Consider the following 13,995-nt stretch of genomic DNA (forward strand, 5'->3'; position numbering starts at 1 on the left):
GAGAGCCGGGAGGATTGCCGGTTGCATCGGGTTCGGTGTCACTCTTCACACGATCGTATAGGATATACGATTGAATGTCTGAAAGTGTCGTGTTACCGGTGGCGTGTTGTCAAGGGGTGAACATGCGCAACGCGACCACCTTCCAGTCCGGCTCCACGGCCTCCACGCCCGTCCTTCGGCCTTCGAGCCTCGTGGACGACGTGTATGGAGCGATCTACGCGCAGCTGATGGCGCTCAAGATCGCGCCCGGCGCCCGGATCACGGTCGACAGCCTGGCGCGCGAGCTGGCGGTGTCCCAGACACCCATCCGCGAGGCTTTGGGCCGGCTGGAGGGGGAGGGGCTCGTGATCAAGACCCACCTCGTCGGCTACAGCGCCGCCCCGCAGATCACGCGGGAACGGTTCGAGGATCTCTATGAGCTGCGCCTACGCCTCGAGCCCTACGCCGCCGGTCGTGCCGCCGCGAAGATGACCGCGGAGGCGCTCGACGCCCTGACCGAGGCGGCGGGCGTCATGGCCCGGCGCAACGGCGGCGCCGACGAGCGCGTCCGCTATTCGCAGTTCGCCCGGCAGGACGCGGAGTTCCACGACCTGATCGTGGGTCTGGCGGGCAACGCGCTGATCCGCGAGTCGCTCGCGCACCTCCATACGCACTTCCACATCTTTCGACTGATGTTCCACGCGCGCGTCACGCAGGAAGCGCTCGAGGAGCACGAACAGATCCTGGCCGCCTTCGCCGCCGCGGACGCCGTCGCCGCCGAGACCGCCATGCGCGAGCATATCGAGCGCTCGCGCGACCGCCTCCTGCCGGCCTTCGAGACGCTGCCGTGAGCGCCGCCGCCGTTTCCGCTCTTGCAGCCGGCCGAACCCCGGCCGGCGCGTCGGTTCTTGCGGTTCGGGGCCTGGCTAAGAGCTACGGCCCGAACACGGTCCTGTCGGGCGTCGATCTCGACATCCGCTCGGGCGAGATCCTGGCGGTGATCGGCGAGAACGGCGCCGGCAAGTCGACCTTCATGAAGATCCTGTCGGGCCATGTCGCGCCGACGCGCGGCACGCTGGCCTTGGAGGGCGAGCCCGTCGCGTTTCGCAGCCCGGTCGAGGCCGAGCGCGCGGGCATCGTTCTCGTTCATCAGGAGATCCTGCTCGCCGACGACCTGACGGTCGCCGAAAACCTCTTTCTCGGCCGGGAACTGACGCGCGGCGGCCTGATCGACGACCGCCGCATGCGGGCGATCGCGCGCGACAAGCTCGCCGCGATCGGTGCCGCGATCGAGCCCGATGCCATCGTCGGCACGCTCAGCCTTGCCGACCGCCAGCTCGTCCAGATCGCGCGCGCCCTTCTGGAAAGCCACAAGCTCGTCATCTTCGACGAGCCGACCGCCGTCCTCACCTCCGAGGAGGTGGGCACGCTTCTGGCCCTGATCCGCCGGCTGCGCGAGGCCGGCGCGGCCGTTCTCTACATCTCGCATCGTCTCGACGAGGTGGAGGCGATCGCGGACCGCGTCACCGTCCTGCGCGACGGGCAACTCGTGGGAACCTTCGAGGCAGCAACGCTCGGCCAGGCCGACATGGCACGGCTGATGGTGGGGCGCGAACTCTCGACGCTCTTTCCGCCCAAGGCTTCGCCCGCATCCGGCATGCCGCTGCTCGAGGTCGAGCATGCCGAGGTGCCGGGCTTCATTCGCGACGTGTCCTTCTCGGTCGCACGAGGCGAGGTTCTCGGCTTCGGCGGCATGATCGGCGCAGGTCGCACCGAACTCTTCGAGGGTATCCTCGGCCTTCGCGCGGGGCGGGTCGCCGCTCTCAGGCTGGAGGGGCGCGGGCTGGCGATCCGGCATGCGGCGGACGCGATCGCGGCGGGCATCGGCTACCTGACCGAGGACCGCAAGGGGAAGGGACTCCTTCTCGACGAGACCATGGCCCCGAACCTGACCCTGAGCGCGCTGCAGCGCTTCCATCCCGGCATCGGGCTCGACCGGCGTCGCGAGAACGCCGCGACGGACGAGACCATCCGGCGCTACGATATCCGCGTGCGGGGGCGGGGCGTTCGGGCCGGCCAGCTCAGTGGCGGCAACCAGCAGAAGCTGCTTCTCGCCAAGATCATGCTGACGGACCCCTCGGTGGTCGTGATCGACGAGCCGACGCGCGGCATCGACATCGGCAACAAGGCCCAGATCTACAGCTTCATCCAGTCGCTCGCGCGCGCAGGCAAGGCCTGCATCGTCATCTCGTCCGAGATGCAGGAACTCATCGGCCTGTGCGACCGGATCCTGGTGATCCGGGACGGATGCATTGTGGGCGAGCTGTCCGGCGGGGCGATGACCGAGGCCAACGTCGTCATGCTGGCGACGGGAGCGAGCGAGCGAAACGCCGGGAGGACGGCATGACCGACGCAACCCTGACGATGGAGCGCGGCGGCCGCCGTCTGCGCGTGAACTGGGTGGACTGGGGGCCCTTTCTCGCGCTCGCGGCGCTGCTTCTGGTTGGCTTCCTGATCAATCCCGACTTCCTGTCGATCAACAACCTGACGAACGTCGTGACCCGCAGCGCCTTTGTCGCGATCATCGCGGTGGGCGCGACCTTCGTGATCGCCTCGGGCGGCCTCGACCTGTCGGTCGGCTCCATGGCCGCCTTCGTGGCGGGGATCATGATCCTCCTGATGAACGCGCTGGCGCCCCTGCTCGGCTCCTACGCCATTCCCGTCGGCATGATGGCCGTGGTCGCGGCCGGCGCCTTGTGCGGCCTCCTCAACGGCGCGGTGACCACACTCGGCCGCATCGAGCCCTTCATCGTGACGCTCGGCACGATGGGCATCTTCCGTGCGCTGGTCACCTATCTCGCCGACGGCGGCACGATCCCGATCGACCGCGGACTGCGCGAGGCCTTCCGACCGGTCTACTTCGGATCCGTCGCGGGCGTGCCCGTACCCATCCTCGTGTCTCTCGCGGTCGCAGGGGCCGGCGCCTTTCTCCTGTATCGCACCAAGTTCGGCCGCCGCTGCGTGGCGGTGGGCGCCAACGCCGAGGTCGCCCGTTATTCCGGCATTCCGGTGGGGCGCATCCGCACGCTGGCCTTCGTGATCCAGGGCGTGTGCGTCGGCATCGCCGCCATCTGCTACGTGCCGCGTCTGGGAGCCGCGACGCCGACCACCGGCGTCCTGTGGGAGCTGCAGGTCATCACCGCGGTGGTGATCGGCGGGACGGCGCTGCGGGGCGGTCGCGGTCACATCTGGGGCACGATCGCGGGGGCGCTGATCCTCGAGTTCATCGCCAACCTTATGGTGCTCTCCGACTTCGTGTCCGAGTACCTCGTGGCGGCGGTGCAGGGCACGATCATCATCATCGCGATGCTGGTTCAACGCATGTCCAAATAGCCGCCCGCGCCCTTTGGGAGAGGGGCGCCGGCGAAGCTTGTCCAAGGGAGGAAACGATGAAGACGAAACTCATGGCGACCATCGCGGTCGGGGCGATGCTGGCGGCCGGGTCGTCGCTCGCGCAGGAGCGAAAGACCATCGCGGTCTCGATCCCCGCCGCCGACCACGGCTGGACGGCGGGCGTGGTCTACCACGCCGAAAAGGCCGCCGAGGAGATCAAGTCGGCCTTTCCGAACGTCGACGTCCTTGTGAAGACCTCGCCCTCGGCGACCGCCCAGGTCAGCGCGGTCGAGGACCTGGCCGCCGGCTCGAAGCCCGACGCCCTTGTGATCCTGCCCCACAGTTCCGAAGAGCTGACGACGCCCGTCCAGGCGGTGAAGAAGGACGGCGTCTTCGTGACCGTGGTGGACCGGGGCCTCAACGATCCGACGATCCAGGATCTCTACGTCGCCGGCGACAACATCGCGGTGGGCAGCACCACGGCGAAGTTCCTGGTCGACAAGCTGGGCGGCAAGGGGGACGTCGTGGTCCTGCGCGGCATCCCGACCGTGATCGACGACGAGCGCATCAAGGGCTTCCAGGACGCGCTCCAGGGCTCCGACATCAAGATCCTCGACATCCAGTACGCCAACTGGAACAGCGACGACGCGTTCAAGCTGATGCAGGACTATCTCGCCAAGTATCCCAAGATCGACGCGGTCTGGGCCAACGACGACGACATGCTTCTCGGCGTCCTCGAGGCGATCCAGCAATCCGGGCGCAAGGAGATCAAGTACGCGCTCGGCGGCAACGGCATGAAGGAAGTCATCAAGAAGGTCATGGCGGGCGACGCCATGACGCCGATCGAGACGCCCTATCCGCCGTCCATGATCAAGACCGCGATCTACATGACCGCCGCCAACCTGACCGGGCAGGTCCCGATCCGTGGCAGCGTGAAGCTCGATGCGCCGCTGATCACCAAGGACAACGCGAAGGAATACTACTTCCCCGACTCGCCCTTCTGATCCGGGCCCACGCCGATCGGCGCGCGGGCGAGGGGCCCGCGCGCACCCCGATTTTTCAACCGAAGGACATGACATGCCAGGCAAGAAAATCCTGATGCTCGTCGGCGAGTTCAGCGAGGAATACGAGATCTTCGTGTTCGAACAGGCCATGCACGCGGTGGGCCATACGGTTCACGTGGTCTGCCCCGACAAGAATGCGGGCGATATCATCAAGACCTCGCTCCACGACTTCGAGCGCCTGCAGACCTATACCGAGAAGCCGGGACACGACTACGTCCTGAACAAGACCTTCTCCGAGGTCCGCCCGGAAAACTATGACGCCGTTTATTCGGCGGGCGGGCGCGGGCCGGAGTACATCCGTATCGACAAGCGCGTTCAGGCGATCGTGCGCCACTTCCACGAGGCGGGAAAGCCGATCTTCACGATCTGCCACGGCGTTCAGGTCCTGATCGCGGTGGACGGCGTCGTGCGCGGCAAGCGCGTCTCCGCTCTGAAGTACTGCGAGCCCGAGGTGACGCTGGCGGGCGGCGAGTTCGTGGATCTCGGGCCGACCGAGGCGATCGTCGACGGCAACATGGTCTCGGCCAGCGGCTGGACGGCGCTTGCCGCCTTCATGCGCGAATGCCTGAAGGTGCTGGGAACCGAGATCCGCCACACCTAGCCGAACGACGCCGGTCGCGGCGGGCGCACCGCCGCGAGGACCGGCCTTGGCTGCCGCCGCCGACGCATAAGATCACGGCGCGCAAAACCAGGGGCCGAGGCGCCGGCCTGTGCTTCCCGCCGTCCAGCCATTCTCAAGGTCCGTGGCGGCTCGTCGGGGGAGCTGCCGCGGCAATCACCGTGATCAGACGAACGACGGACGTTGCGATCCCGCCGCCTTCGCGCGCGACGACTGGTACGGCGGCGAACCCCCGGGGTGCTCGCTCAAGGCCGACGCTCATGGCGTGAGCTGGACGCATCGCGTCAGTCCCGTTCGGCCTTTTCGCTGCCGGGAAGCCGGCGCTCGATCAGGCGCACGGCGGTCAGGATCACGATCCCGAACGCTGCGGCCGTCAGCACGAGGCCAAATTGGCCCGCACCCGAGGCGATGCCGACCGCAGCGGCCAGCCACACGTTGGCCGCGGATGTCAGGTTGTGGACGTCGCCCTTCGACACGAAGATCGCTCCGGCGGCCACGAAGCCGATGGCCTGCGCCAGGCCCTGCACGACCCGCAAGGGGTCGGTGTTGACGGGCCCGTCCGCCGCCAGCGTCCGGGACAGAAGAAGCGCGGAGACCGTGATCACCGCCGAACTCAGCGCGACGAGGGCGTGGGTCCGAATGCCGGCGGAGATGCCGCGCAACTCGCGGTCGAGGCCGAGAACGAGACCGACCAGCGACGCCAGGCCGAGGCGCAGGACGATGTCCCATTCCGTCAGCGCGAGCGCCGGCATGGTCACCCCCCGCGCGTCGTTTCAAAGGCCGGCGCGTCCTGGAGCTGCTGGCGCGTCGCGTCCACCTGGATGTGGTCGATGTTGCCGCCGCCCCAGTTCCATCCCGTGTTCATGGTGCCGGTGCGGACACCGGCCAATCCGCTGGATGCCGCCGCGCGGCTGCCCGAGGCGGCCGCGTTCCCGGTGGCCGGAGCGTCGCTCGATGCGGTGCCGGTTCCGGTCGCGGCCGTGCCGGGCGCCTGGGCGGTGGGCGATCCGACACGGGGTCCGGTGCCGCGTGCGGAGGCGACATCCTGCGAGAGAACGAATTCCAAACGGTCGTTGCCGATCGCGACGTCCTTTTCGCCCAGGCCCAGGAAGCCGCCGATGCCGACCACCACCGCGATGACCCGCCCCTCACGGTCGAGCAGCAGATCCGTCACCTCGCCGATCCTCTCGCTGTCCGCACCGAAGACCTGCGCCCCCATCAGGCCGGAACCGAGCAGCTGGTCGCCTTCGCGGTAGGTGATGAAGCCGCCCTGGTTCTGTTCGGCCGCACCCTGCGGCGTCGCGGCGGTATCGGGCGCCGACGTGGCAGGGGGCGCCGAAACGCCCTGCGCGAAGGCAGGGCCTGCGCCGGCCAAAAGAGCCAGAAGGAGCGGGGTCGTCAGGATGCGCATGGGCCGGCCTCTCGCCTTGTTTTCGATCCGGCGGAGCGTCCTGTGTTCCGCACGCTGCCGATCAGAGGCGAATCGATGCCGTCCGGCGCCGTTCCGCCGGGATTGCTTGGCTGCCCAAAGGTCGGCAACGGGCGGCCGGTGGGAGGGGACGGGCCGTCAGCACTCCGGCAAGTTGACGGCCAGGCCCCCGAGACTCGTTTCCTTGTAGCGGTTGTCCATGTCCCGGCCCGTCTGCCGCATGGTCTCGATGCAGACGTCGAGCGGGACGACATGCAGTCCTTCGCCCTTCATCGCCAGCGAGGCCGCCGTCACGGCCTTCACGGCGCCGAAGGCGTTGCGCTCGATGCAGGGGATCTGGACGAGCCCGCCGACCGGGTCGCAGGTCATTCCGAGATGATGCTCCAGCGCGATCTCGGCGGCGTTCTCGACCTGCTCCGGCGTGCCGCCCATGACGGCGGCCAGGCCCGCGGCCGCCATGGCCGAGGCCGAGCCGACCTCGCCCTGGCAGCCGACCTCCGCACCCGAGATCGAGGCGTTGCGCTTGATGATGCCGCCGATCGCCGCCGAGGTGAGGAGGAAGAGATGGGTTTCCCGCCGGCCGGCCTCCGGATGGAAGCGCCGCATGTAGGCCAGGACTGCGGGCACCACGCCGGCCGCGCCGTTGGTCGGCGCGGTCACCACGCGGCCGCCGCAGGCATTCTCCTCGTTGACGGCGATCGCGAACGCGCTCAGCCAGTCGTTCGCCAGAAGCGGCTGGAAGACGTTGCGCGCCGCGTCCCGCTCGAGACGTTCGTGGATGCCCTTGGCACGGCGACGGACGCCGAGACCGCCGGGAAGCACCCCGTCCTGCCGAAGCCCGCGCTGGACGCAGGCCTCCATCGCCTGCGCGATGGCGTCGAGCCGCTGGTCGAGCTCGCGCTCCGGAATGGCGACGATCTCGTTCGCGCGCTGCATTCCCGCGATCGAGAGACCGCTCGTCCGGGCCATCAGAAGCGCTTCGGCGGCGGTGCGAAAGGGATGGGGCACCGATCCTGCGTCCGAGGCGTCCAGCACCGCGCCGGTGCCGGCCCGCTGCTGTTCCTCTTCGCTTACCACAAAGCCGCCGCCGATCGAGTAGTAGACGCGGCGAAGCAGCATGGCACCCTGCCGGTCCAGCGCCTCGAAGGTCATTCCGTTGGCATGGCCCGGCAGGGGACGGCCGCGATCCAGAACGAGGTCGCGATCGGGCCGGAAGGTATAGGGCGGATGGCCGTCGGGCCGCACCTCGCCGCTCTCCCGGACGGCGGCCACGATCGCGTCGATCCGGTCGGGGTCGACCGCCGCAGGCGTGAAGCCCGACAAGCCTAGGATCACCGCCCGGTCGCTCGCATGGCCGACGCCGGTAAAGGCGAGCGAGCCGTGCAGCGTCACGCGCAGCGCTCCCGCACTGGCTCCGCGCGGTCTCGGCCAATCCCCATCCCGGACTTCGGCCAGGAAGCGCGCGGCCGCCGTCATCGGTCCCATCGTGTGCGAGGAGGACGGGCCGATGCCGATCTTGTAGAGATCGAAGACGCTCAAAAACATGCTGCCAGCCTTGCTTGGCCGTCGCCGGGACAGGCGGCGCGGACGGTGCGAGCTAGCCTCCTCAGGCGCCCCGTGGCAATGGCGCCCGAAACGCTGCGTGCGGACGCCTCGCCGCGTCCCCTCAGCTGGCCTTCAGCATGCGCGCCGCGTCCGGATCGTAGGCGCGCCCGAAGCGGTTGGCGAGGACGTCGGCGAGATCGATCTCCTCCTGCCGTACGAAGCCGCGCGCCTGAAGCCGACCGTCGGCCAGGAGGTCCAGCACCGTCGTGATGCCGGCGGCCGTCGTGATCTGGATCGCGCTCATGCGGCGACCCCCCACCGCGCCGGCATAGACCTTGTTGGCGTAGGTTTCCTGCTCGTAGCGTCCGTCGCGCCAGCCGCAGACCGTGACGAAGATCACCACCACGTCCTGCATGGTGGCGGGCAGGGCATGCTCGAACAGGTCCTTCAGGACCTCGCGTCGGTTGCGCAGGTTGAAGTCGTTGACCAGCGCCTTGATGATCGCCTGGTGGCCGGGATAGCGGATCGTGCGGTAGTTCATGGTGCGCACGCGGCCCTCGAGCGAGCGGGCGAGGGTTCCCAGTCCGCCCGAGGTGTTGAACGCCTCGTAGGTGACGCCGTCGAGCGAGAACTCCTCGCGCTCCTCCAGGGCCGGTACGGTGGTCAGCCGGCCTTCGACCACCGCCTCGCAGGGCTCGATATACTCGTTGATCAGCCCGTCCGTGCTCCAGGTGAGATTGTAGTTCAGCGCGTTCGACGGGTACTGGGGCAGGGCGCCGACGCGCATCCTCACGCTGTCGAGCGTGTCGAAGCGACGGGCCAGGTCGTGGGCGACGATCGAGATGAAGCCCGGCGCAAGGCCACATTGCGGGATGAAGGCGCTGGAGGCGCCCTCGGCCAGCGCTTCCACCTTGCGCGTCGTGGCGACGTCCTCGGTGAGATCGAGGTAATGCACGCCCGCCTCGCGCGCCGCCGCGGCGATCCGGCCGGTCAGGTGAAAGGGCGCGGCGGAGAGCACGGCGAACCGTCCGGCCAGGGCCGTCACCAGCGCCGCGTGGTCGCCGATGTCGAGCGCGGTGGTCCGGATCGCGGGATGGGTCTCGATCTTGCGCAGCTGTGCCGGGTCCCGGTCGGCGACGGTGACGCGGTAGGCACCGCTGTCGGCCAGCATCAACGCGATCGCGCCGCCGATCTTGCCGGCACCGACAACCAGAACGTCCTTCATGTCGCGCTCCCGTTCGCTTCCGTATAAGGGCAGCATAAGGGCGCGTCGGGCGGATCACAGCGTCGATCCGACCGTTTTGTCGCGGCAATTTGGTCGGAACGACAACATTCCTTGGCAAGGAGACGAAGGACATGGAGGTAACCGCCAAAGATCGGGAGCTTCTGGCGCTTCTGGCCGAGAATGCGCGCATGCCGGTCGCCACGCTCGCCCGGCGCCTCGCGATCTCGCGCACCACTGCACAAGCGCGTCTCGAGCGGCTGGAACGCCTCGGTGTCATCGCGGGCTATGGCGTCCGGCTGTCCGAGACCTACGCATCCGGGTTGGTGCGCGCCCATGTTCTCATCACGATCGCGCCCAAGTCCCTGGGCGAGGTCGTGGCCGCGATTGCACGCGTCGAAGCCGTCACAGAGCTTCATTCCGTGAGTGGGGCGTTCGATCTGATCGCGATCGTCGCGGCACCCTCGATCGCGGAACTCGACGAGCGCATCGATGGGATCGGGCAGATCGACGGGGTCGAGCGCACTCAGTCCTCGATCATCCTTTCGACGCGGCTGCGTCGTTAGACCGACGCCGGAGTGCCGATGCGGCCCTCAGCAGAGCCACGGCGGCAGGCGAACGGGCGCGCGGCCGCTCACCATCGCCTCGACGCAGTCGTCGAGCGTGCCGAGGCGCACCGCGCACCCCGACAGGCCCGGCCCGTAATGGGCGTACTTGCCGGAATTCGTCAGCACGACGCGCGCGCCCGGCGGAAACACGGGCTGCGAGATCGAGCACCAGCAAAGGTCGCCGATCATGCGGACGCCCGAACGCGACAGCTGGTCGAGAAGCCCTTCGCGCCCGGCTTCGTCCAGGACCTGACGCCCGGTGGTGACGATAGCGTGGACGCCGGGAGCGAGCGGCCGGCCTGCCAGCTTCCTGGCCAGGGTGCGGCACTCGTCCAGCGAGGCGTGCGGGCTGCCGATGGCGACGAGGTCCACCGCCTCCGGGCCGCGGTTGAGGCGGTGCCAGCCGGCGCGAAGGTCATCCAAACCGACCACGACGCTGTCGGCCGCCGGATCGACCCGGCCCGCTTCCGGCGTCACGCCCTCGACGTGCAGCATGGGCGCCGCCGATGTCGTGCCGAACGCGGCGCAGAGCGCCTTGAGGTCGTCGCGCCCGGGCTCTGCCGCCGATAAGCCGCGCAGCAGCGGGATGCGGTCGGGCGAGGCGAGGCCGGCGAGATAGCCTGCGAGTGGCCAGAACGCGTCGCCCGCGTCCTGCGGGCAGTGGAACGCGACGATGCGCCGTGCCGTTCGCTCGCTGTCGAGATAGGGCCCCGACAGGGGCGCGCGGCCGGTCAGCGCGATGCAGAGGTCCAGAAAGTCGGGATGCTTGGCGGTGCGTGCGCCGAGAACGCTGTTGGCGAAGATCACGGCGTTGGACTCCGACCAGCCGATCGGCTCGTCCCGCCCCGGTGCGTCGTCGAGAAGGTAGGGCGCGCAGGTGAAGGTCGGCCGGCAGCCCATCGCCACGTAGCTGTCGGCCAGACGCGCGGCCGGTGCGCCGAAGTCGTCCGGCACCCCTTGCGCGCACCAGTTCGCGTGATCCACCGAGATGGCGTTGGTGGTGGTGGGAATGCGCACGCACGCACCCAGCCGCTCCATCGCTTCCGCGAAGACGAGGTTGGCGGGGCTGGCGTAGATGCAGCCGTCGATATGGGCCCGCGTCACGTCGGTGAGACGCGTTGCGCCCTGCTGGCGCGCGATCGCACACAGGATGCGCATGGCGAGCGCGGCGGCCGGTCCCTCCGCGCCACCCAAAAGCCGGTGGTCCTCCGGCGTCAGGTCGAGGGCGGCCTCGGGCAGGGGGCGGACGGGGATCGATCCCGCCTCCGTCACGATCAAGTCACCGTCGATGTGGGCGTCGCGGGATTTCGACAGCATGCGAAAGGCGTCGGCGTCGAGGCGCAGGACCGGCACGGGCTGGTCGAACATCTCGCCGGCCACCACGGCGCCGAGCGTCGCGACGTCCTCCGGCTCGCGAAACAGGAGCGCCGCCGGTGCGAGACCGGCGAGCGCGAATTCCAGAAGCACGCCCGAGCCGCTGCAGGAGCCGCGCGTCGAGGAGACCACGACCACGCGGCCGGCGAGCGAGGCGCCGTGCTGGGGGTGGTACACGTCGATGATTTGGCCGCTCAAAGGATCGACGCCGCCCCAAAAGCTCAAGGGCTCGCTGAGGTGCAGGACCGGCCCTGCGGCGCTGCCCGCCAAGATGGAGTGGGCTGCGCCCGGCACGGCCTCAGCGGACCACGAAGCCGTGCGCGAAGGGGTCGCGGTCGTCGATGAAGAGGGTGTTGATGCCGGTCTGCCGGGCCCAGCCCGCGATCGAGGGCACGATGGCCGGCTTGTTGCCGACGCGCGCCTCTCGCTCGACACGGCCGCGGAATAGCGAGCCGATGATGCTCTCGTGCACGAAGTCGTCGCCGACCGCGAGCTTCCCCTTGGCGGCGAGCTGCGCCATGCGCGCCGAGGTGCCGGTGCCGCAAGGCGAGCGGTCGATCGCCTTTTCGCCGTAGAACACGGCGTTGCGGGCGTGCGCCTCCGGGTTGCGGGGCGCGCCGGTCCACAGGATGTGGCTGAGGCCCCGGATCTCGGGATGCTCGGGATGGACGAACTCGTACTTTTCGTTGAGCGCGGCGCGCAGCTTGGGCGACCAGCCGACGAGCTCGCCCGCCGTGTGGTCGGCGATGTCGCGGAAGTTTTGCTGCGGCTCGACGATGGCGTAGAAGTTGCCGCCATAGGCGACGTCCACCACGATCTCGCCGAGGCCCTCGACCTCGGCGCTCAGGCCCTCCGAGTGGAGGAAGCCCGGGACGTTGGTCAGGCGCACCTCCTCCACGAAGCGGCCCTCCTGGCGGAACGTGACGTCGACCCGGCCGGCGGGCGTGTCGAGCGCGAGGCGGCCGGGCTCGCGCGGATGCACGAGGCCGTTCTCCACCGCCATGGTGACGGTGCCGATCGTGCCGTGACCGCACATGGGCAGGCAGCCGCTCGTCTCGATAAACAGGACGCCGACGTCGCAGTCCGGCCGCGTCGGCGGGTAGAGGATCGAGCCCGACATCATGTCGTGGCCGCGCGGCTCGAACATGAGGCCGGTGCGGATCCAGTCGAACTCGGCGAGGAAATGAGCGCGCCGCTCCAGCATGGTCGAGCCCTGCAGAAGCGGGCCGCCGCCCGAGACGAGGCGCACGGGGTTTCCGCAGGTATGGCCGTCGAGGCAGGAGAAGGTGTGGTTGGCCATGGGCGTCTCAGAAGCGTTGGGGCGAGAAGGGGGAAAGGTCGATCGCGGGCGGGCGCTCGGCGGCAAGGTCCGCGACCAGCCGGCCCGTCGCCGCCGATTGCGTCAGGCCAAGGTGGCCATGGCCGAAGGCGTAGACGATCCGGCGGCTGGCGCGCGAGCGCCCGATCACGGCCAGCGTGTCGGGCATGGACGGGCGATGGCCCATCCAGGCGCGTCCGCCCTCGGCCCGCAGGCCCGGCATGAAGGCCTGCGCCTTGCGAAGCATCGCGTCGGATCGCCGGAAGTTCGGCGGCAGGTCGAGTCCCCCGATCTCCACCGCGCCGCCGATGCGCACGCCGTCCGCGATCGGGGTCGCGACGAAGCCGTGGCCGTTGAAGTACAACTGTCGGCGCAGGGGAAAGGCGCCGGGCGGCAGCGTCACGTTGTAGCCGCGCTCCGACTCCAGCGGCACGCGGTCTCCGAGCGTCTGCGCCAGCTGCTTCGACCAGGCGCCGGCTGCCAGCACCACGAACGGCGCGACGATCGAGGGAGCCCCATCGCCCAGCACGATCTCGGCCCCTGCCGAAACCGGCCGGATCGCCTCGACGCGGGCGCGGCGGATCACGACGCCGCGCCCTTCGAGATGCCGGGCCAGCGCCTGCGTGAACTCGCGCGGCTCGCGCACCTGGCGTCCTGCCGCCGAATAAACCGCCGCCGCGTGAAAGCGCTCGGCCAGGCCCGGCTGGACGGCCTCGATCGCATCCCGCCCGCGCAGGACCTCGAAGCCGATTCCGGCGCGACGCTTCCGCGCCCAGTCGGCGTCGGCGCGCCGAAACGCGTCCTCGCCGTCGTAGAGGTCGAGCGTCCCGGCCTCGCTCACGTGATTGCCGAGGCCGGCTCGGACAATGGCCGCGTCCATCGCCGGCTCCGCCAGCCGGTTAAGGGTCGCCTGGGCCGACAGGATGCGGTTGAAGGCATCCGGTCCGCTGGCGCGGATGAAGCGGAGAAGCCACGGAGCGGCGCGCAGCGCGTAGGAGGGGCGCACGCTCAACGGGCCGAGCGGATCCAGAAGCCAGCGCGGTACCTGGCCGAGAAGCCCCGGCGAGGCCAGCGGCAGGATCTCGGGAAAGGCCAGTATGCCGGCATTGCCTGCGCTCGTGCCCGAGCCCGGTCCCTCGCGGTCGAGGACGAGGACGCCTCGACCGTCCTCGGCCAGCGCGAGCGCCGTCATCAGTCCCACGATGCCGGCGCCGACGACGACCGCATCGTGCGCGGACCGGGACGGGTCGCGATGGGCGCTCAACGAACGGTCGCCGGACACGACGTCGCCGTGCAGGCGCGAGACGGGATCGTCATGGTGGGATACCCTTCGGGCTCGGTCGGCAGGTTCGCGCGGCGGGGTCGCCGGTGCCGCCAGACAACCAAATATACAAAAAGTGTGCAAGAGCTGGGTACAGGGGGCCGTCGGCACGTGAGCCGTAGG

At 69.4% G+C, this 13,995-nt stretch carries 13 protein-coding genes; 6 read left to right on the forward strand and 7 right to left on the reverse strand.

What is annotated here, in order from left to right:
* The first annotated feature begins 122 nt into the window (after window positions 1–122).
* The 5 genes from BLQ76_RS16435 (at window position 123) to BLQ76_RS16455 (ending at window position 5,037) form a co-directional block, all read left to right on the forward strand.
* Window positions 123–830, forward strand: a complete 708-nt coding sequence (locus BLQ76_RS16435) for a GntR family transcriptional regulator (protein ID WP_090675763.1) — start codon at window positions 123–125, stop codon at window positions 828–830.
* On the forward strand, window positions 827–2,386 hold the full coding sequence (locus BLQ76_RS16440; RefSeq protein WP_090675513.1) for a sugar ABC transporter ATP-binding protein: 1,560 nt from the start codon (window positions 827–829) through the stop codon (window positions 2,384–2,386). Before BLQ76_RS16435 ends, BLQ76_RS16440 begins: the two co-directional genes overlap by 4 nt.
* Entirely contained in the window at window positions 2,383–3,372 is a 990-nt protein-coding gene (locus BLQ76_RS16445; RefSeq protein ID WP_090675517.1) for an ABC transporter permease, read from the forward strand. The genes BLQ76_RS16440 and BLQ76_RS16445 overlap by 4 nt, the downstream gene beginning before the upstream one ends.
* 56 nt (window positions 3,373–3,428) lie before the next feature.
* Window positions 3,429–4,376 carry a substrate-binding domain-containing protein gene (locus BLQ76_RS16450; protein WP_090675520.1) on the forward strand — a complete coding sequence of 316 codons (948 nt, stop codon included), beginning with the start codon at window positions 3,429–3,431 and terminating at the stop codon, window positions 4,374–4,376.
* Window positions 4,377–4,449: 73 nt separating this feature from the next.
* Entirely contained in the window at window positions 4,450–5,037 is a 588-nt protein-coding gene (locus BLQ76_RS16455) for a DJ-1/PfpI family protein (protein WP_090675523.1), read from the forward strand.
* A 302-nt stretch (window positions 5,038–5,339) separates the two neighbouring features.
* Here BLQ76_RS16455 and BLQ76_RS16460 read toward each other — a convergent pair whose 3' ends face one another.
* The 4 genes from BLQ76_RS16460 to BLQ76_RS16475 all read right to left on the reverse strand — a co-directional run bounded on the left by BLQ76_RS16460 (window position 5,340) and on the right by BLQ76_RS16475 (window position 9,254).
* Entirely contained in the window at window positions 5,340–5,807 is a 468-nt protein-coding gene (locus BLQ76_RS16460) for an MgtC/SapB family protein (RefSeq protein WP_170842625.1), read from the reverse strand.
* A gap of 2 nt (window positions 5,808–5,809) precedes the next feature.
* Window positions 5,810–6,466, reverse strand: coding sequence for a PRC-barrel domain-containing protein (locus tag BLQ76_RS16465; RefSeq protein WP_090675528.1), 657 nt, complete (start codon window positions 6,464–6,466; stop codon window positions 5,810–5,812).
* 156 nt (window positions 6,467–6,622) lie between these two features.
* Window positions 6,623–8,029: an L-serine ammonia-lyase gene (locus BLQ76_RS16470; protein WP_090675530.1), complete on the reverse strand. Its 1,407-nt coding sequence runs from the start codon at window positions 8,027–8,029 to the stop codon at window positions 6,623–6,625.
* Between the two features lie 121 nt (window positions 8,030–8,150).
* Window positions 8,151–9,254 carry a saccharopine dehydrogenase family protein gene (locus BLQ76_RS16475; protein WP_090675766.1) on the reverse strand — a complete coding sequence of 368 codons (1,104 nt, stop codon included), beginning with the start codon at window positions 9,252–9,254 and terminating at the stop codon, window positions 8,151–8,153.
* A 131-nt stretch (window positions 9,255–9,385) separates the two neighbouring features.
* On the opposite strand from BLQ76_RS16475, the gene BLQ76_RS16480 reads away from it, so the two are divergent.
* Window positions 9,386–9,817, forward strand: coding sequence for an Lrp/AsnC family transcriptional regulator (locus BLQ76_RS16480; RefSeq protein WP_090675533.1), 432 nt, complete (start codon window positions 9,386–9,388; stop codon window positions 9,815–9,817).
* Between the two features lie 27 nt (window positions 9,818–9,844).
* On the opposite strand, the gene lhpI is transcribed toward BLQ76_RS16480, so the two are convergent.
* From lhpI to BLQ76_RS16495, 3 genes are read right to left on the reverse strand one after another with little or no spacing between them, the layout of a single operon-like run.
* Window positions 9,845–11,527, reverse strand: a complete 1,683-nt coding sequence (lhpI, locus tag BLQ76_RS16485; RefSeq protein ID WP_090675535.1) for a cis-3-hydroxy-L-proline dehydratase — start codon at window positions 11,525–11,527, stop codon at window positions 9,845–9,847.
* A 4-nt stretch (window positions 11,528–11,531) separates the two neighbouring features.
* Entirely contained in the window at window positions 11,532–12,533 is a 1,002-nt protein-coding gene (locus BLQ76_RS16490) for a 4-hydroxyproline epimerase (protein WP_090675537.1), read from the reverse strand.
* A gap of 7 nt (window positions 12,534–12,540) precedes the next feature.
* Window positions 12,541–13,815 carry an NAD(P)/FAD-dependent oxidoreductase gene (locus BLQ76_RS16495; protein ID WP_280140076.1) on the reverse strand — a complete coding sequence of 425 codons (1,275 nt, stop codon included), beginning with the start codon at window positions 13,813–13,815 and terminating at the stop codon, window positions 12,541–12,543.
* Between the last annotated feature and the right edge of the window lie 180 nt (window positions 13,816–13,995).

The organism is Aureimonas jatrophae, assembly GCF_900104035.1.
In the GTDB taxonomy this organism is placed as follows: domain Bacteria; phylum Pseudomonadota; class Alphaproteobacteria; order Rhizobiales; family Rhizobiaceae; genus Aureimonas; species Aureimonas jatrophae.

Excerpts from the sequence above, each read along its gene's own strand:
- BLQ76_RS16490 (WP_090675537.1), bottom strand. The coding sequence starts at position 12,533 with ATGGCCAACCACACCTTCTCCTGCCTCGACGGCCATACCTGCGGAAAC.
- BLQ76_RS16470 (WP_090675530.1), bottom strand. The coding sequence starts at position 8,029 with ATGTTTTTGAGCGTCTTCGATCTCTACAAGATCGGCATCGGCCCGTCC.
- BLQ76_RS16435 (WP_090675763.1), top strand. The coding sequence starts at position 123 with ATGCGCAACGCGACCACCTTCCAGTCCGGCTCCACGGCCTCCACGCCC.
- BLQ76_RS16445 (WP_090675517.1), top strand. The coding sequence starts at position 2,383 with ATGACCGACGCAACCCTGACGATGGAGCGCGGCGGCCGCCGTCTGCGC.
- BLQ76_RS16475 (WP_090675766.1), bottom strand. The coding sequence starts at position 9,254 with ATGAAGGACGTTCTGGTTGTCGGTGCCGGCAAGATCGGCGGCGCGATC.
- BLQ76_RS16480 (WP_090675533.1), top strand. The coding sequence starts at position 9,386 with ATGGAGGTAACCGCCAAAGATCGGGAGCTTCTGGCGCTTCTGGCCGAG.
- BLQ76_RS16455 (WP_090675523.1), top strand. The coding sequence starts at position 4,450 with ATGCCAGGCAAGAAAATCCTGATGCTCGTCGGCGAGTTCAGCGAGGAA.
- BLQ76_RS16460 (WP_170842625.1), bottom strand. The coding sequence starts at position 5,807 with ATGCCGGCGCTCGCGCTGACGGAATGGGACATCGTCCTGCGCCTCGGC.
- BLQ76_RS16465 (WP_090675528.1), bottom strand. The coding sequence starts at position 6,466 with ATGCGCATCCTGACGACCCCGCTCCTTCTGGCTCTTTTGGCCGGCGCA.
- BLQ76_RS16450 (WP_090675520.1), top strand. The coding sequence starts at position 3,429 with ATGAAGACGAAACTCATGGCGACCATCGCGGTCGGGGCGATGCTGGCG.